The sequence below is a fragment of the Cyanobium sp. LEGE 06113 genome (assembly GCF_015207615.1).
Genome location: NZ_JADEWM010000002.1, coordinates 1 through 17,448 on the forward strand (window position 1 = coordinate 1; position 17,448 = coordinate 17,448).

15 protein-coding genes and 2 tRNA genes are annotated in these 17,448 nt (G+C 69.7%); 13 read left to right on the forward strand and 4 right to left on the reverse strand.

The window, feature by feature from the left end:
* Positions 1-163: 163 nt before the first annotated feature.
* Positions 164-234: transfer RNA gene (locus IQ220_RS04005), tRNA-Cys, on the reverse strand.
* A gap of 44 nt (positions 235-278) precedes the next feature.
* On the opposite strand from IQ220_RS04005, the gene IQ220_RS04010 reads away from it, so the two are divergent.
* Both IQ220_RS04010 and IQ220_RS04015 read left to right on the forward strand, forming a co-directional pair.
* Complete coding sequence (locus tag IQ220_RS04010) at positions 279-1,532, forward strand: lipid-A-disaccharide synthase-related protein (protein ID WP_193913211.1); 1,254 nt, start codon at positions 279-281, stop codon at positions 1,530-1,532.
* Positions 1,533-1,630: 98 nt separating this feature from the next.
* Positions 1,631-1,888, forward strand: coding sequence for a hypothetical protein (locus IQ220_RS04015; RefSeq protein ID WP_186697253.1), 258 nt, complete (start codon positions 1,631-1,633; stop codon positions 1,886-1,888).
* Positions 1,889-1,909: 21 nt separating this feature from the next.
* Here IQ220_RS04015 and IQ220_RS04020 read toward each other — a convergent pair whose 3' ends face one another.
* Positions 1,910-2,584 (reverse strand): ribonuclease D, encoded by a 675-nt coding sequence (locus tag IQ220_RS04020; RefSeq protein ID WP_193913213.1) that lies wholly within the window; start codon positions 2,582-2,584, stop codon positions 1,910-1,912.
* 108 nt (positions 2,585-2,692) lie between these two features.
* Between IQ220_RS04020 and IQ220_RS04025 the strand changes: the two genes are divergently transcribed.
* Entirely contained in the window at positions 2,693-3,244 is a 552-nt protein-coding gene (locus tag IQ220_RS04025) for a cofactor assembly of complex C subunit B (protein ID WP_186697255.1), read from the forward strand.
* A 34-nt stretch (positions 3,245-3,278) separates the two neighbouring features.
* Entirely contained in the window at positions 3,279-4,097 is an 819-nt protein-coding gene (locus IQ220_RS04030; RefSeq protein WP_193913215.1) for a dehydrogenase, read from the forward strand.
* 51 nt (positions 4,098-4,148) lie between these two features.
* On the opposite strand, the gene hemF is transcribed toward IQ220_RS04030, so the two are convergent.
* The gene (gene hemF, locus IQ220_RS04035) at positions 4,149-5,231 is read right to left on the reverse strand and encodes an oxygen-dependent coproporphyrinogen oxidase (RefSeq protein WP_193913216.1); all 1,083 of its coding nucleotides are present in this window, start codon (positions 5,229-5,231) and stop codon (positions 4,149-4,151) included.
* 146 nt (positions 5,232-5,377) lie between these two features.
* On the opposite strand from hemF, the gene IQ220_RS04040 reads away from it, so the two are divergent.
* The 8 genes from IQ220_RS04040 to IQ220_RS04075 all read left to right on the forward strand — a co-directional run bounded on the left by IQ220_RS04040 (position 5,378) and on the right by IQ220_RS04075 (position 16,055).
* The gene (locus tag IQ220_RS04040; RefSeq protein WP_193814921.1) at positions 5,378-6,496 is read left to right on the forward strand and encodes an Mrp/NBP35 family ATP-binding protein; all 1,119 of its coding nucleotides are present in this window, start codon (positions 5,378-5,380) and stop codon (positions 6,494-6,496) included.
* Between the two features lie 9 nt (positions 6,497-6,505).
* The gene (rodA, locus tag IQ220_RS04045; RefSeq protein WP_186697259.1) at positions 6,506-7,783 is read left to right on the forward strand and encodes a rod shape-determining protein RodA; all 1,278 of its coding nucleotides are present in this window, start codon (positions 6,506-6,508) and stop codon (positions 7,781-7,783) included.
* 13 nt (positions 7,784-7,796) lie between these two features.
* Positions 7,797-9,194, forward strand: coding sequence for a sensor histidine kinase KdpD (locus IQ220_RS04050; RefSeq protein ID WP_193913218.1), 1,398 nt, complete (start codon positions 7,797-7,799; stop codon positions 9,192-9,194).
* Between the two features lie 127 nt (positions 9,195-9,321).
* Positions 9,322-9,753, forward strand: coding sequence for a photosystem I reaction center subunit II PsaD (locus IQ220_RS04055; RefSeq protein WP_186697261.1), 432 nt, complete (start codon positions 9,322-9,324; stop codon positions 9,751-9,753).
* A 92-nt stretch (positions 9,754-9,845) separates the two neighbouring features.
* Positions 9,846-11,366, forward strand: coding sequence for an anthranilate synthase component I family protein (locus tag IQ220_RS04060; RefSeq protein ID WP_193913220.1), 1,521 nt, complete (start codon positions 9,846-9,848; stop codon positions 11,364-11,366).
* A 20-nt stretch (positions 11,367-11,386) separates the two neighbouring features.
* Complete coding sequence (gene gshA / locus IQ220_RS04065) at positions 11,387-12,547, forward strand: glutamate--cysteine ligase (protein WP_193913222.1); 1,161 nt, start codon at positions 11,387-11,389, stop codon at positions 12,545-12,547.
* Between the two features lie 32 nt (positions 12,548-12,579).
* On the forward strand, positions 12,580-15,570 hold the full coding sequence (gene ppc, locus IQ220_RS04070; protein ID WP_228008896.1) for a phosphoenolpyruvate carboxylase: 2,991 nt from the start codon (positions 12,580-12,582) through the stop codon (positions 15,568-15,570).
* A 32-nt stretch (positions 15,571-15,602) separates the two neighbouring features.
* Positions 15,603-16,055 carry an N-acetyltransferase gene (locus tag IQ220_RS04075; RefSeq protein WP_186697264.1) on the forward strand — a complete coding sequence of 151 codons (453 nt, stop codon included), beginning with the start codon at positions 15,603-15,605 and terminating at the stop codon, positions 16,053-16,055.
* Between the two features lie 66 nt (positions 16,056-16,121).
* On the opposite strand, the gene IQ220_RS04080 is transcribed toward IQ220_RS04075, so the two are convergent.
* A tRNA-Arg gene (locus IQ220_RS04080) sits at positions 16,122-16,195 on the reverse strand.
* A gap of 98 nt (positions 16,196-16,293) precedes the next feature.
* Here IQ220_RS04080 and recF point away from each other — a divergent pair.
* A complete protein-coding gene (gene recF, locus IQ220_RS04085) occupies positions 16,294-17,403 on the forward strand; it encodes a DNA replication/repair protein RecF (RefSeq protein WP_193913631.1) in 1,110 nt (369 codons plus the stop codon).
* Positions 17,404-17,448: the final 45 nt, after the last annotated feature.

A 17,448-nucleotide genomic window follows, 5' to 3' on the forward strand; every position in this document is an offset into this window, starting at 1 on the left:
GGATGGCCGGCCGGGATCCGATCCTCAATCGACACGTACGAGAACAGGGAGCCGCTGCGCTCCCTTTGACCTCGCATCTGGGCTGGGCCGCTGGCCCATTCTCGCAGAGATGGACGGGTTTTTCAGCAAACTCTTAGGGCCTGCCGCCCGGCAATTCAGGAAGAGGCGGCACCCAGATTCGAACTGGGGGTAAAGGATTTGCAATCCTCTGCCTTACCACTTGGCCATGCCGCCGACCGGGGAGCAAACTCCCGTGAGCGGATCGTATCAGCTATGGCATGCCCCTCCCGCTTCTGGTTCTGAGCAACGGCCATGGAGAGGATCTGATCGCCCTGCGGGTGGTGCAGGCCCTGCGGCAGCGTCGCCCCGAGCGTGCCGTGCTGGTGCTGCCCCTGGTGGGCGAGGGGCAGGCCTTCGCCGCGGCGGCCGCAACGGGCCAGCTGCAGCTGGTGGGGCCCCACAGCCCCCTGCCCAGCGGCGGCTTCTCCAACCAGAGCCTGGGGGGCCTGGGCCAGGACCTGCTCGCCGGGCTGGCCCAGCTCAGCTGGCACCAGTGGCGCTGGGTGCGGGCCTGGGGCCGCAGCGGTGCGCCGCTGCTGGCGGTGGGGGATCTGCTGCCCCTGCTGCTGGCCTGGGCCAGTGGCGCTGCCTACGGCTTCATCGGCACCCCGAAGAGTGATTTCACCTGGGCCTCGGCGCCCCCCGCCGGCTGGGGCGCCAGCCCCCTGGCCGACCGCTACCACGCCTGCAAGGGAAGCGAATGGGATCCCTGGGAATGGGCCCTGATGGGCCATCGGCGCTGCCGGATCGTGGCCGTGCGCGACCGCTTCACGGCCCGGGGCCTGCGGCGGCATGGGATTGCCGCCCTGGCACCGGGCAACCCGATGCTGGATGGACTGGAGCCGCAGCCATCGCCGCCGGCCTGGTTGAGCCGGCGCCAGCGTCTGCTGCTGCTGCCGGGCAGCCGGGAGCCGGAATCACGGCGCAATGCCGCCAGGCTGCTGGGGGTGCTGGAGGCCTGGGAGCCCGCCTGCCCCACGACGCTGCTGCTGGCGAGTGCGGCCAGGCCCGATCCGCATGAATGGGATCAGCTGCTGCGCCGTCATGGCCTGCAGGAGGGCGTGCTGACACCGGAGCTGGAGGCCTGTGGCGCCATTGCCACCTGGCACAGGGGTGAGCTGCAGGTGCTGCTGGGTCCAGAGCGCTTTCAGCAGTGGGCCGGCTGGGCCGAGGTGGGCCTGGCCACGGCCGGCACCGCCACCGAGCAGCTCGCCGGGCTTGGGGTGCCGGTGTTGTCCCTGCCGGGCCCGGGTCCCCAGTTCAAGGCGGGCTTCGCACGGCGCCAGAGCCGGCTGCTGGGCGGCGCCGTTCAGCCTTGCCACACCCCCCGGGAGCTGGCGGAGCGGCTCAGAACGCTCCTGGCCAGCCCGGCCCTGCGGCAGACCCTGGGCCGGATCGGGCGACGGCGCATGGGAACGGCCGGGGGGAGCCAGCGGCTGGCCGTGCTGCTGGAGCAGCGACTCCTGGCCTGATCCTGACGCCCCGCTGCTGAGGCAGAGGGAATCCGCCCAGGGGCAGCGGAGGAGGGACTGGGATACTGGGGGATCACCCACCCACGGCGGGCAACTCCATGGCAGGCATCCCTGATCGGGCCTACAACGCGGCCTGCGCCAGGCTGGCCAGCGCCATGGGCGTGAGCCTGGGGGCCGCCCGGCGCCGGGTGGAGATGAAGGCCGCCGCCGGGGCCATCCGCGACACCGCCGGCAAGCAGGCCCTGGCCGAAGAGCTGCTCAGCGAGGCCACCGCCAGCAGCGCCGACAACCACGCCCGGCTCTCCTCCCTGCTGGAGGCGGTAGGCCGCGACGAACACTTCATGCTCGAAGACTGAACGCCCCCGGGGCCCAGTCGCTCAGCGCTGGCCTCCGCTGGAATGCTCGAACAGCAGGTGGAACCGCTGACGATCCAGGTCGGAGAACACCGGCAGGCACTGGAAGCAGCGCTCGGCCAGGGCCCAGCGCTCCTCACGCCGCAGCATCAGCTCCAGCCGGTCGCGGGCGGCCAGCAGGTAGCGCACATCGCCGGCGGCGTAGGCCAGCTGGGCCTCGCTGAGGTCCTCCACCTGGCCCCAGTCGGAGCTCTGGGCCCGCTTGTCGAGCTCCACCCCCACCAGCTCCTGCACCACATCCTTGAGCCCATGCCGGGGGCTGTAGGTGCGGGCCAGGCGGCTGGCGATCTTGGTGCAGAAGATCGGCGCCACGGCGATGCCGAGGTTCTCCGCCAGGGCCGCCACATCGAAGCGGGCGAAGTGGAACACCTTCTCGGTGGCGCTGCTCTCCATCAGAGCCTGTAGCCGTGGCGCCGAGTTCTGACCCCGGGGCAGCCGGATGCAGCACACATTGTCGTCGTCGTCGCAGATCTGCACCAGGCAGAGCCTGTCGCGGCCGTGGATCAGGCCCATGGCCTCGGTGTCCACCGCCAGGGCACGGGCGCCGGCGTAGAGCTCCGCCCAGGTGGCATCGAGATCACCGTCGAAGACGGCGAAGCGCGCCGGGGCGGGGAGGTTGCTGGTAGGAGCTGCGGTCATGGAGGGGCAGGCAAGCGGCTGGGGATCAGGCCCCATGTTGGACGGGCACAGCGGGACTTCCCGGCCCCGGGCCCGCGCCAGCAGAATGGATCGGGATTTCGGCAGACCATGCTCTCCTCTGGCTCCACCCTGGTGCTCACCCTGTTGATGGCGGTAGGGCTGGTCTTCTTCCTGCGCGCCGCCAGCAAAGACCGCACCACCACCGTGGAGGTGCGCTCCTCCAAGCCGCCCCTGGAGGTGCTCGACAGCCTCAGCGCCTGGCTGCTGCAGCGGGGCTGGATGGCGGAAGCCAGCGACCCCGAACAGCGCTCCCTGCGCTTTCGCGGCCAGGTGCGCTCCAGCGTTCCGCTGGCGCTGCTGCTGTCGCTGCTGGGCGGCGTGGGGGCAGGCGCCCTGGGCCTGGTGATCCGCCAGGTGCAGCCGGGCCTGCTGTGGTGGCCGCTGCTGCTCGTTCTGGTCGGCCCCCTGGCCGGGGTGGTGTATCGGCGCCGCGCCGAGCGGCCTGAAACCGTGGAACTGCGGCTGATCAGCCATGACCAGGCCACCGGCAGTGCCCTGCGCCTGCGGGCCCATCGCGATGAGCTGATCGCCCTGGAACTGGAGCTGGGCCCCAAGCTGGGCCTGTTCAGTGATGGCAACCTGCTGAGCTCGCCGATCTGAACCGCCCTGCTGTGCGCCTGTCACCTTGATCGCCATGGCCTTCTCCGCCACCGCCCGCCCGCTGCTGCTGCTGGCGCTCGCCACGATGCTGCTGGCCCCCGGCGCCACGGCGCGGGCCCCCCAGGCCTACGCCCCCGACCCCCTCACCGGCCCGCGTAGCCGGCTGGGCCCCGACCGCGACTGGGTGGGCCTGCGCCCCCTGGGCGCTGAGACCGAGATCCTGGTGCTGGCCGGCCATGCCGACTCCCAGGGCATCGCCGGCGCCGGCACGCCCGGCGAGGCGGTGGCGCTCCGCGGCGCCAGGCCGATGCAGCCGGGCCTCAGGGATGAGTTGCACTGGAACCTGCTGACGGCGCGGGCCGTGGTGGCCCTGGGCCGGCAGCGGGGCCTGAACCTGCGCTTCTACGACCCGCCGGCGCGCACGATTGCCGACGCCGACGACCCACGCACCAACTGGAGTGTGGGCAAAGCGCATGCCGCAGCCGGCGGCTACGCCCTGGAAATCCACTACGACGCCTACGGCCCCGACGGGGTGGGCTCGGGCCTGATTCCACCGCTGCACCGCCACCCGAGCCGCCTCGACGAGAGCCTGGCCCTGGCCTTCGGTTCCTACCCGCTGCTCTACCGCAACGGCCTGGGCGCCCCCCGCCGTGGCATCGCCATCCTGGAGATCGGCAAACTGGAGGGGGTGCTGGAGGCGGCCCTGCGCGACCCCGGCCGCCGCGACGCCACCCTCACGGCCATTGCCCTACGGGTGGTGGAGGCGCTTGAGCGTGGGCTGAACCTACAGACCCCGAGCCCCATCGGTGAGCTGCCCGTGGGCGTGGCGCCGGAGCGGCGAGCGCGTCCGTGAAACGGCACGCACCTGAGGCCAGCTCACGCCTAGGGCAGGGGGCCGCTGTCCTCAGCCCAGCGCCTGATGCGGGGCGCAGCGCTGCTCCAGGGCTGGGTCGTCCAGCCAGTTCTGGGGGCGGGTGAACACCTCGGTGAGCAGGGCCTCGCGGCTGCCGGGCTCGGCGCTGTAGCCGTACTCCCAGCGCACCAGGGGGGGCAGGGACATCAGGATCGACTCGGTGCGGCCATTGGTCTGCAGACCGAAGATCGTGCCCCGGTCGAAGACGAGGTTGAACTCCACGTAGCGGCCGCGGCGATAGAGCTGGAACTGCCGTTCCCGATCGCCGTAGTCAGTGGCCTGCCTGCGCTCCACGATCGGCACGTAACTGGGCAGGAAGGCCTGGCCGCAGGCCGTGGCCAGGGCGAAGAGCTGCTCCCAGCTCTGGCTGATCGCCCCCTGGCGCAGGCTGGCCGCAGCGGCGGCCCCATCGGGATTCTGGCCCTTGTAGAGCACGCCGCCGGGGTCCTGGTAGTCATAGAAGATGCCGCCGATGCCGCGGCTTTCCTGGCGGTGCTTCAGGTGGAAGTACTCGTCGCACCAGGGCTTGAACACCTGGTAATAAGCAGGGTTGACGCCGTCGCAGGCCTCCTTGAGAGTGCGGTGGAAATGGCGGGCATCCTCAAGGAAGGGGTAGTAGGGCGTGAGGTCGGCCCCACCGCCGAACCACCACACCGGGCCCGCCTCGAAGTAGCGGTAGTTGAGGTGAACCGTGGGGATGTAGGGGTTGCGGGGGTGCAGCACCATCGAGGTGCCCGTGGCGAACCAGGGGTGGCCCTTCGCCTCGGGGCGTTGACTCAGGATCGAGGGTGGCAGTTCAGAGCCCTGCACCTCGGAGAAATTCACGCCGCCCTGCTCGAAGACGCGGCCCTCCTTCATCACCCGGGAGCGCCCCCCGCCGCCCTCGGGCCGCTCCCAGCTCTCCTCAGCGAAGCGACCCTCGCCATCGAGCTGCTCCAGACCGGCGCAGATCGAGTCCTGCAGACCCCGCAGCAGGGTGCGGGCGCGCTGGCGGGAGTCAGCGGGAGGCGACTCCAGCACCGGGGTGGCGGCGTCTCCGCCGTCGGGGCTGGGCATCACCTTGGCCTTCTCCATCACACCGTGCCCCTGGGGCCTGAAACCCCTTCACCCTTTCAGGCCGCAGGCCCGCCCATCAAGCCTTCGAGAGGCACTGTCACGGCGCAAGACCCTTGGCCTCGACAGGTGCCTTCTAGGATCAACGCCCTGTGCATGCGGATCGGATGGCCACTGTCGAGCAGGCTCGTGCCGCCCTCAGCCGCCTCACCGATGCCGGCAGTGGCCGGCCCATGCTCGAACTGGGCTGGGTTCAGGACCCACGCCTGCAGGGTGAACGGGCGGTGATCCGTCTGGCGTTGCCCAGCTTTGCCCAGAGCCAGCGCGACCGCATTGCCAGCGAGGCCCGCGAGGCCCTGCTCAACCTCGAGGGCGTGCGCGACGTTCAGATCGAACTCGCCCAGCCCGAGGCGGCAGGCGCTGCCGCGGCCCCCTCCGGTGCACCGATCGGCGCCGCTGGCCACGGCCCAAGTGGCGCCCCCGGCCAGCCTCCCCAGCGCCAGGAGATCCCCGGGGTCGGACAGGTGATCGCCGTGAGCAGCGGCAAGGGCGGCGTGGGCAAGAGCACCGTGGCGGTGAACCTCGCCTGCGCCCTGGCCCAGCAGGGCCTGCGGGTGGGCTTGCTCGATGCCGACATCTACGGCCCCAACGCGCCCACCATGCTGGGAGTGGCCGGCCGCACCCCGGAAGTGAGTGGTGAGGGGGCGGCTCAGGTGCTGCGGCCGATGCAGAGCTGTGGCATCGCCATGGTGTCGATGGGTCTGCTGATCGATGCCAACCAGCCGGTGATCTGGCGGGGTCCGATGCTCAACGGCATCATCCGCCAGTTCCTCTATCAAGTGGATTGGGGTGAACGGGATGTGGTGGTGGTGGATCTGCCGCCAGGCACCGGCGACGCCCAGCTCACCCTCGCCCAGGCGGTGCCGATGGCCGGTGTGATCGTGGTCACCACGCCCCAGGAGGTGTCGCTGGCCGATGCCCGCCGCGGCCTGGCGATGTTCCAGCAGATGGGCATTCCCGTGCTGGGCGTGGTGGAGAACATGAGTGGCTTCATCCCCCCCGATGCACCCGAGAAGCTCTATCCGATCTTCGGCAGTGGTGGCGGCGCCAGGCTGGCCAAGGAAACCGGAGTTCCCCTGCTGGCAGAACTGCCGCTGGAGATGCCGGTACGGGAAGCGGGCGATGGCGGTCGTCCCGTGGTGCTCACGGCACCCCACTCCGCCACGGCTCGCGGCTTCACAGCCCTGGCCGAGCGAGTGACGGCCCTGGCGGCCGTTCCCCTCTGATCGCTGGGGATGCTCAGCCTCAACCGCCGCAGTCGCGGCCTGTTTTCAGGAGGCGATTCAGCCAGAAGGCGGCCCCTGGCCGATCTGGACTGGCTGCTCTGGGGCATTCCGATGGCGATGGTGCTGCTGGCCGGCGTGCTGATCGCCAGCACCCAGCGCCAGGCGAACTACGCCGACTGGTATCAGCACTGGGTCACCGGCGTGGTGGGGCTGGGGGTGGCGCTGCTGCTGGCTCGCATCCCCGTGGAGCGGCTGGTGGCGTTGAAGTGGCCGATCTACGGGGCGATGGTGGCCAGCCTGGTGGCCGTGCGGCTGGTGGGAGTGAGCGCCCTGGGAGCCCAGAGCTGGATCAACATCGGCGGCTTTTACGTGCAGCCCTCAGAGTTCGCCAAGCTCGGGGCGATCCTGCTGCTGGCCGAGGTGCTGGCCCGCCACCCGGTGGAGCGGCCCGTGGACCTGCTGCGCCCGGTGGGCCTGATCGGGCTGCCCTGGCTGCTGGTGTTCGTGCAGCCCGACCTGGGCACCTCCCTGGTGTTCGGCGCCGTGCTGCTGGTGATGCTGTTCTGGGCCGGCATGCCCGCCGCCTGGCTGGTGCTGCTGCTCTCGCCCCTGGTGAGCGCGATTGCCGCCGGCACCCTGCCCTGGCTGTTGCTGGGCTGGATTCCGCTGATGGGCTGGCTCGCCTGGACCAGCCTGCCCTGGAAGCGGGTGATGTTGACCGTGGCCGTGGCGGTGCAGAGCGCTTTCGCCGTGCTCACCCCCTGGCTGTGGGCCCACGGGCTGCGGCCGCACCAGCGGGATCGCCTCACCCTCTTCCTCGACCCCGGCCAGGATCCCCTCGGCGGCGGCTACCACCTGCTGCAGAGCACGGTGGGCATCGGCAGCGGCCAGCTCTGGGGCACCGGTCTGATGCAGGGGGCCCTCACCAAGCTGCGCTTCATCCCCGAGCAGCACACCGATTTCATCTTCAGCGCCCTGGGCGAGGAAACCGGTTTCCTGGGGTCGGTGCTGGTGGTGCTCGGCTTTGTGCTGCTGATGTGGCGCCTGCTGCAGATCGCCGGCCGGGCCCGCAGCGATGTCGAATCGCTGGTGGTGGTGGGCATTGGCGCCATGCTGATGTTCCAGGTGGTGGTGAACATCAACATGACGATCGGCCTCGGGCCCATCACGGGCATTCCCCTGCCCTTCCTCAGCTATGGCCGTTCGGCCATGCTGATGAACTTCATGGCCCTCGGGCTGTGCGCGTCGGTGGCGCGGCGGGGCCGAAGCTCGCCGAGCCGCCGCTAAGGAGAACCCAACCTTGGTGAGCCTGCTCAAGCTGCGGCACTGCCTCACCGCGGGGGTCCCTCCCGGCACCAGCACTGACGACGCCGCCCGGCGCCAGTGGTGGGCGGCCCTGGCCACCCTGCAGGAGGATTTTCTGCTGCCCCTGGGGGAGGTGTCCGGGCTGTGGCTGGCCGCACCCCTCCCGGCCCTCTATGAGCCCGCCCTGCTGCAACGGCTCCAGGGGTGGGTGTGGAGTCCGGCAGCGATCGGCACCCTGCTGCCCCCCGCTCCGCCCCGGTTGCTGCAGTCCGCCACGGGCCAGAGCCGCGGTGCCGTGCCGGGCAGCGGCTACCACCGGCTGCTGCTGGAGGAAGGCGACGGCGACGACCCTCTGCTGGTGATCGTGACACCGCAACTCCAGGTGGCCCTGTGTCTGGATGGGCCGGCCGAGGGCCGCCGGCTGGTGGTGCGTTTCGACCCTGAGGTGCTCTCGGAGGCCCTCTCGCTGATGCATCAGCGGCTGGAGCAGAGCGATCCTGCCGCCGCCCTGGAGCTGCGGACAGCCGTGCAGCAAATGGGCCCACTGCACAGCGAACCCTCCCTGGGGCTGCGTTTCTGGCCCCTGCTGGCCAACCGTCTGGCCAGGATCGCCCCCAGCCTGACCCTGCAGCCCCTGGCCGCGGCCGCCGGCGGCAAGCCCTCCCAGGCCCAGGCCACAGCCAGCTCTGCCGCCCAGATCAGCGAGCTGGCCCTGCTCGAAGCCCTCACCCACGAGGTGCGCACCCCCCTGGCCACCATTCGCACCCTGATCCGCTCCCTGCTGCGCCGCAGCGACCTGCCAGCCGTGGTGCGCCAGCGCCTGGAGCACATCGATGGCGAGTGCAGTGAGCAGATCGACCGCTTCGGCCTGATCTTTCTGGCGGCTGAGCTGCAGCGCCCCCTCGGCCAGGGGCAGGCCCAAGCCGATCTGCCCCTGGCCCGCACCGACCTCAGCGAGCTGCTGGGCCAGCTCGAAGGGCTCTGGCAGCGCCAGCTGGCGCGGCGTCAGCTGACGCTGGACCTCCAGATCACCCCTGACCTGCCCCAGGTGCTCAGCGATCCGGCGCGGCTGGAAACCATGCTGGGCGGCCTGATTGACCGTTTCAGCCGCAGCCTGCCGGCCGGCACCCGGGTACGCCTGGTCCTGCAGCCGGCCGGGGCACGGTTGAAACTGCAGCTGAGCAGCACCGGGCCAGTGCCGGTTCCCGGCGAACCGTCCCCCCGGGGACGGGAGCTGGTGGGGCCGGTGCTGAGCTGGGATCCGAGCACCGGCAGCCTGCAGCTCAGTCGCCAGGCCACCCAGCAACTGTTCGAGCGGCTGGGGGGGCGGCTCACCGAGCGCAGCGGCAGTGGGCTCACCGTGTTCTTTCCGGTGTACGTGCCGGCCGCCTGAGCGGATGGCACCACCGGTTGGGCAGGGTTTTGTTGACGGGTGTGAAGACTGGCGCAGCGCCGGCCGGAGGGCCAAAACCACGGTGCTAGTTTCCGCCTGAAACAGTCTGCCGACACCTGAACGCGTCATGACAGCAACGGCACTGAGCGGTCAACTCCCCAAGTACATCGGCAGCACCGGCGGGCTGCTCAACTCCGCCGAAACTGAAGAGAAGTACGCCATCACCTGGACCAGTTCCAAGGCCCAGGTCTTTGAGCTGCCCACCGGCGGCGCTGCCGAGATGAATGAGGGCGAAAACGTCATGTATTTCGCCCGCAAGGAGCAGTGCCTGGCCCTGGGCACCCAGCTGCGCACCAAGTTCAAGCCCCGCATCGAGGACTACAAGATCTACCGGATCTTCCCCGGCGGAGACACCGAGTATCTGCATCCCAAGGATGGCGTGTTCCCCGAGAAGGTGAACGAGGGCCGTCAGATGGTGGGTCACAACCCCCGCTCCATCGGCGCCAACACCAATCCCGCCAACCTCAAGTTCACCGGCAAGAACACCTTCGACGCCTGAGCTGAGCGTCTCGGCCAGGGTCTGGCCGTTGGTCTTGAACACTTAGAAAGGCGGGGCCCGGCGCCCCGTTTTTTTTGCCTGCCGGTTCCTCGATGACCCCCTCCGATCGCCTGGACCCCACCTTTCTGGCCCAGGTGGCTGCCGGGCTCAGCTTCATCCCCATCTGGAAGCGCTGGCCGGCAGACCTGGAGACGCCTCTGACCACCTGGCTGAAGGTGGGTGCCGGCAGCAGCCACGGGGTGCTGCTGGAGTCGGTCGAGGGGGGAGAGCGGATCGGCCGCTGGAGCTTCGTGGTGAGTGAGCCGCTCTGGACCCTCACCAGCCGCGGAGCCAGCAGTCAGCGCCAATGGCGGGACGGCCGCACCGAGCAGCTGAGCGGCAACCCGTTTGAGCTGCTGCAGGACTGTCTGCGTCCCCTGAGCAGCGCCCCGGTGCCAGGCCTGCCGCCGGCGGGCCATCTGTTCGGCTTCTGGGGTTACGAGCTGATCCAGTGGATCGAACCCAGCGTGCCCGTGCACCCCGCCGATCCCGAGGGGCCTCCGGATGGTTGCTGGATGCTCGCCGACAGCCTGCTCGTGTTCGACCAGGTGAAGCGCCAGATCACGGCGGTGGCCTACGCCGACCTGAGCCGGGGCGGCGATCCGGTTGAGGCCCACGCCGCCGCCACAGCGCGGATCACGGCTCTGGAGCAGCAGATGCAGGAGCCCCTGCCCGCCGGGGTGGTGCCACTGCAGTGGCATGAACGCAGCGGCACCGATCTGCCCACCCGCAGCAACCGCAGCCAGGCCGATTTCGAGGCGGCCGTGGTGCGCTCCCGGGAGCACATCGCCGCAGGGGATGTGTTTCAGCTGGTGTTGAGCCAGCGGCTCGAAACCACGATCGAGCGGGATCCCTTTGAGCTCTACCGCAGCCTGCGGATGGTGAATCCATCGCCCTACATGGCCTTCTTCAACTTCGGTGGCTGGTATCTGATCGGCTCCAGCCCCGAGGTGATGGTGAAGGCCGATCCGGTGGAGGGCGGAGGGATCCGGGCCTCCCTGCGCCCGATCGCCGGCACGCGGCCCCGGGGCACCGATGAAGCGGGCGACCAGGCCCTGGAGGCCGAGCTGCTGGCCGATCCCAAGGAGCGGGCCGAGCACGTGATGCTGGTGGATCTGGGCCGCAATGACCTCGGCCGCGTCTGCCGCCCCGGCAGCGTTTCCGTGACTGATCTGATGGTGATCGAGCGCTACTCCCATGTGATGCACATCGTCAGCCAGGTGGAAGGATGGCTGGGCGACGGGCACAGCGTCTGGGATCTGCTGATGGCGGCCTTCCCGGCAGGTACGGTCAGCGGCGCTCCCAAGATCCGGGCCATGCAGCTGATCCATGCCCTTGAACCCGATGCCAGGGGTCCCTACTCAGGGGTGTACGGCGCCGTGGACCTCGGGGGAGCCCTCAACACCGCCATCACCATCCGCACAATGGTGGTGCAGCCGGGCCAGAACGGCAGCTGGCGGGTGCAGGTGCAGGCCGGCGCCGGCCTGGTGGCCGACTCCAGGCCCGAGGCGGAATTCCAGGAAACCCTCAACAAGGCCCGGGGCATGCTCAAGGCCCTGGCCTGCCTGGCGTGAGCCACCCCGCCGCCCCAGCCATGACGCCAGCGCTGATGCTCAAGGGCTTCGAGGTGGAGCTCTACACCGGCAGGCCAGACGGCACGGTGGTGGGCTGTTCGTCTGAGGTGGCCGCGGCCCTGGAGGGGTTTGTCACCGAGCCCGACCGCCGCAATCTCGAATACGTCACCGCCCCGGAGGCCGACTACGACCGGCAGCTGGCCCTGCTGCTGGAACCGCGGCTGCGCCTGCGCCGCTGGCTGCAGCAGCGCGGGCTGACGCTCCTGCCAGGCAGCACCCTGAGCCTGGGGAACAGCCGGCGCTTCGAGCGCTCCGACCCCGACAACCCCTACCACCACTACATCGAGCGCACCTACGGCACCAGGGTGGTGACCGCCAGTGTGCACATCAACCTGGGCCTCACGGCCATGCAGCCGCTGTTTGCCGGCCTGAGGCTGCTGCGCTGTGAGGCCGCCCTGCTGCTCGCCCTCAGCGCCAGCTCCCCCTTCCTCGACGGTGCCGCCACCGGCGCCCATTCCCAGCGCTGGCTGCAGTTCCCCCTCACGCCGGAGCGGGTGCCCCTATTCCGCGACCACGAGCACTACATCGCCTGGATGGAGCAGCAGCTCCAGGCCGGCACGATGCAGAACGTGCGGCATCTGTGGACCTCCGTGCGGCCCAATGGCGACGATCGCCCCTACGACCTCAATCGCCTCGAGATCCGCATCTGCGATCTGGTGAGCGACCCAGAGGTGCTGCTGGCGATCACGGCCCTGGCGGAGCTGCGGCTATGGCAGGTGCAACGGGATCCCCAGACCTGCGACCCATTCCGTGCCAGCAGCCTCGATCCCGAGGAGCTGGCCCTGCTCGCCGATGCCAACGACCAGGCCGCAGCCCGCTCCAGCCTTGACGCCCCCCTGCGCCACTGGCGCGACGGCAGCCCGATTGAAGCCCGGGCCTGGATCCGGCAGATCCTGGAAGAGCTGGCGCCCCTGGCCCGGGAGCTGGGGCTGGACGCTCGGCTCACCCCGCTCGCCGGGCTGCTGCGCCACGGCAATCAAGCCATGGACTGGCTGCAGCGTCAGCAGAGCGGCACGTCGATCCGTGCGATTCTGAGCGGAGAGATCAGCGCCATGGCGGTGCAGGAGCAGCACCTGGCCGCCACGATGGGCACAGACCCTGCCCTGGGTCGTTTGGGATGATCACGAGCACACGTCACGACACTCCAGCCTTCATGCGGCAGTTGGTGCCCCCTGTCGCCGAACCCTCGCCCCGGGCGACCCGCCTGCTGGGTGAGCGGCTTGAGCTCGTCGAAGACCTCTGGCAGACCGTGCTGCGCAGCGAGTGTCCGCCCCACCACGCCGAACGCCTGCTGCGACTGAAGCGGCTGAGTGATCCCCTGGAGGACGACGGCTCCACCACGGCCGAAGGCGACGCCGCCGGCATGGACACCAGCACGGCCATCGTGCGACTGATCCGGGAGATGGATCTGGCCGAGGCCATTGCCGCCGCCCGGGCCTTCTCCCTTTATTTCCAGCTCGTCAACATCCTCGAGCAGCACATCGAGGAAGACACCTACCTCGACAGCCTCAAATCCCTGCCGGAAACGCTCTCCAGCGATCCCTTCCTGCCGCCCCTGGCCAGCCAGACCGAGCCCGCCACCTTCCGCCAGCTGTTCGAGCGCCTGCGCAACCTCAACGTGCCGCCGGCCCAGATCGAAAACCTGCTGCGCAACCTGGATCTGCGGCTGGTGTTCACGGCCCACCCCACCGAGATCGTGCGCCACACGGTGCGGCACAAGCAACGGCGGGTGGCCACCCTGATCCAGAAGCTCCAGCAGGAGAGCGACCTCAACCGGGTTGAGCGCCAGAGCCTGCGCTTGCAGCTGGAGGAGGAAATCCGCCTGTGGTGGCGCACCGATGAGCTGCACCAGTTCAAGCCCACGGTGCTGGATGAAGTCGACTACGCCCTCCATTTCTTCCAGGAGGTGCTGTTCGAGGCGATGCCGTTGCTGCGGGTGCGGATCGCGGGCGCTCTGACCGACAGCTACCCCGATGTGGAGCCCCCTCGGGACTCCTTCTGCACCTTCGGCTCCTGGGTGGGATCCGACCGCGACGGCAACCCCTCGGTGACCCCCGACATCACCTGGCGCACCGCCTGTTTTCAGCGCCAGCTGATGCTGGAGCGCTACGTGAAAGCGGTGGGGGAACTGCGCGATCAGCTCAGCATCTCGATGCAGTGGAGCCAGGTGAGCCCGGCGCTGCTGGAGTCGCTGGAGATGGACCGGCTGCGCTTTCCCGACATCTATGAGGAGCGCGCCGCCCGCTACCGGCTCGAGCCCTACCGCCTCAAGCTCAGCTATGTGCTGGAGCGGCTGCACCTCACCCAGGAGCGCAACCAGCTGCTGGCGGACACCGGCTGGGAATCACCCTGCGACGGCCTGCCCGCCGTGCCCGGCATCGGCGGCAACCTGGCCGTGGGGCCGGGCCTGCAGGACCTCCACTACGCCTCGGTGGACGACTTCCGCACCGATCTGGAGCTGGTGCTGCAGAGCCTGGAGGGCACCGGCCTGAGCTGCGAATCGCTGCAGCACCTGATCAGCCAGGTGCAGATTTTCGCCTTTTGCCTGGCCAGCCTGGACGTGCGCCAGGAGAGCACGCGCCACAGCGACGCCCTCGACGAGCTCAGCCGCTACCTGCAGCTGCCCACGCCCTACGGCGAGATGGAGGAGGAGCAGCGGGTGGCCTGGCTGCTGGCTGAGCTGCAGACCCGCCGCCCCCTGTTCCCCCCCGCGGCCAGCTGGAGCGCCGCCACCACCGAGACCTTCGCCGTGCTGCGGATGCTGCAGCGGCTGCAACAGGAGTTCGGCTGCCGCATCTGCGGCACCTACGTGATCTCCATGAGTCACACGGTGTCCGACCTGCTGGAGGTGCTGGTGCTGGCCAAGGAGGCCGGGCTGGTGGACCCGGTGGCCCAGACCACCAGCCTGCTGGTGGTGCCCCTGTTCGAGACGGTGGAAGACCTGCAGCGCGCCCCGGCCGTGATGGGCCAGCTGTTCAGCCAGCCCTTCTACCGCCGGCTGCTCAGCTCCAGCGAGGGGAGCCAACCCCTGCAGGAGGTGATGCTCGGCTACTCCGACAGCAACAAGGATTCCGGCTTCCTCTCCAGCAACTGGGAGATCCACAAGGCCCAGATCGCCCTGCAGCAGCTCGCCACCCAGCACGATGTGGCGCTGCGCATCTTCCACGGCCGTGGCGGCTCCGTGAGCCGGGGCGGCGGGCCGGCCTACCAGGCGGTGCTGGCCCAGCCCAGTGGCACCCTCAGCGGCCGCATCAAGATCACCGAGCAGGGCGAGGTGCTCGCCTCCAAATACTCCCTGCCGGAGCTGGCCCTCTACAACCTCGAAACCCTCACCACTGCGGTGCTGCAGAACAGCCTGGTGAGCACGCCGGTGGACAACACGCCGAGCTGGAATGAGCTGATGGGCCGCCTGGCCGCCCGCTCCCGCGACTTCTACCGGGCCCTGGTCCATGACAACCCCGATCTGGTGGCCTTCTTCCAGCAGTGCACCCCCATCGAGGAGATCAGCAAGCTGCAGATTTCGAGCCGGCCGGCGCGGCGCAAGAGCGGCGCCAAAGACCTCTCGAGCCTGCGGGCCATTCCCTGGGTGTTCGGCTGGACCCAGAGCCGCTTCCTGCTCCCCAGTTGGTTCGGGGTGGGGGCTGCCCTGCGCGAGGAGCTCGATCAGGACCCGGAGCAGATCGAGCTGCTGCGCCTGCTCTACCAGCGCTGGCCCTTCTTTCGGATGTTGATCTCCAAGGTGGAGATGACCCTCTCGAAGGTCGACATCGACCTGGCCCATCACTACGTGCAGGCCCTGGGACGACCCGAGCGGCGGGAGGCCTTCGAGCAGATCTTCCAGACCATCGCCGCCGAGTTCGACCTCACCCGCGACCTGGTGCTGGCCATCACCGGTCACCAGCGCCTCCTCGATGGCGATCCCGCCCTGCAGCTCTCGGTGGACCTGCGCAACCGCACGATCGTGCCCCTCGGTTTCCTGCAGGTGGCCCTGCTGCGGCGGCTGCGCGACCAGAACCGGCAACCTCCGATGCGCGAAGCTACCGGCAGCGGTTCCGACGGCCGCACCTACAGCCGCAGTGAACTGCTGCGCGGCGCCCTGCTCACCATCAACGGCATCGCCGCCGGCATGCGCAACACCGGCTGACCCCCCTGCACGCGTTCCCCCTGGGCTCCCTGTTGATCCCCTTCCGTCCCCAGACCCCTCCCCCCCGGTTGGGGGAGGGCTATGCCCTGGTGGCCAATCCGTGGCCAGCCGCTGAGCTGCTCAACAGTCTGCTGGTGGCCTCGGGTGAGGCGGCGCGGTCGGCCGAGCGCTGGCAGCGGGTGCTGGAACGGAGCCTGTGGCACCTGGGTGTCACCGACCCGAGCGGCAGCCTGGTGGGCTTCGTGCGGGTCACCAGTGACCTGGCCCTCAATGCCAACCTCTGGGACCTGTGCTGCGCCCCTGCCGATCCCGAGCGGGACAGGGTGCTGCGGGCGCTGGTGCAGGCCTCCCTGGGCCGGCTGCGGCGGGAGCTCTCAGGCTGCAGCGTGTCGCTGTCGGCGCCACCTGAGGCCATCAAGGCGTTGCAAGGCCTGGGCTTCATCGTGGATCCAGGCGGCATCCGCGCCATGGGCCTGCAGCTCTGAGGCCCGCAGAGCAGAAAAAAACCCTCCGACCAGGGCCGAAGGGAAACAGACAGCGGCTGAGCGCAACGAGCATGGAGGGACTCGAACCCCCGACATTCAGAACCGGAATCTGACGCTCTATCCAACTGAGCTACATGCCCAAGCTGCGCCCGTGAGAGGGTGGCTGGCCGCTTGGCTGGCCATGGTGATGGCCGTCTCCGCAGCGGCCTTAGCTTAGCCGCTGGCCGCCACCAGACCCATCAGGCTGGATCGCCTCGAGCTGCTGCAGTTCCGCAACATCGCTCGGCTGGACCTGGGCCTGGAGGCCCCTCGCCTGCTGGTGCTCGGTCCCAATGGCGAGGGCAAGTCGAACCTGCTGGAGGCGGTGGAGCTACTCGGCTCGCTGCGCTCCCACCGCACCGGCTCCGACCGGGACCTGATCCAGCAGGGATGCAGCGGGGCCCGTATCCAGGGCCTCACCACCAGCGGCGATCTGCTGCAGCTCGACCTGCGCCGCAGCGGCGGGCGGCAGGCACGCCGCAACGGCAAGGCTCTGGAGCGGCAGCACGACCTGCTCGGCTCACTGCGCTGCGTCAGCTTCAGCGCCCTCGACCTGGAGCTCGTGCGGGGAGAGCCTGCCGGAAGGCGCCAATGGCTCGACCGGGTGGTGCTGCAGCTGGAGCCCCTCTATGCCGAGCTGCTCAGCCGCTATGGCCGCCTGATGCGGCAACGCAGCCAGCTGCTGCGGCGGGGCCTGGGCGGCCACGAACAGGCGGCGCTGCTGGACGCCTTCGACCAGCAGATGGCCCTGGTGGGCACGCGCCTGCACCGCCGGCGGCACCGGGCCCTGCGTCGGCTGGAACCCCTGGCCAGCCGTTGGCAACAGCGCCTCAGCGGCGGTCGCGATGCCCTCACGATCAGCTACCGCAGCGGCACCAAGCTGGAAGGCGAGGAGGCGGAGGAGCCCTGGCGCGCCGCCCTGGCGGCCCAGCTGGTCGCCCAGCGCAGCGAGGAGTTGCGGCTGGGCCAGTGCGGGGTCGGGCCCCACCGCGATGAAGTCGCCTTTGGGCTGGCTGGCCAGCCAGCGCGGCGCTATGGATCGGCGGGGCAGCAGCGCACGCTGGTGCTGGCTCTCAAGCTGGCCGAGCTGGAGCTGGTCCACAGCGTGGTCGGCGAACCACCCCTGCTCCTGCTCGACGACGTGCTGGCCGAACTGGATCCCAACCGCCAGCAGTGGCTGCTCGAGGCCGTGGGCGAGGGGCACCAGTGTCTGGTGAGCGCCACCCACCTGGGGGCCTTTGGTGCTGGCTGGCAGCGGCAGAGCCAGATCGTGCAGCTGCAGGGCGGCGCCGTGGTCGAGGCGAGCTGAGCCCAGGTCCGAGAAGCCTTGCTCTCGCTGGACAGTCGGCGTCAC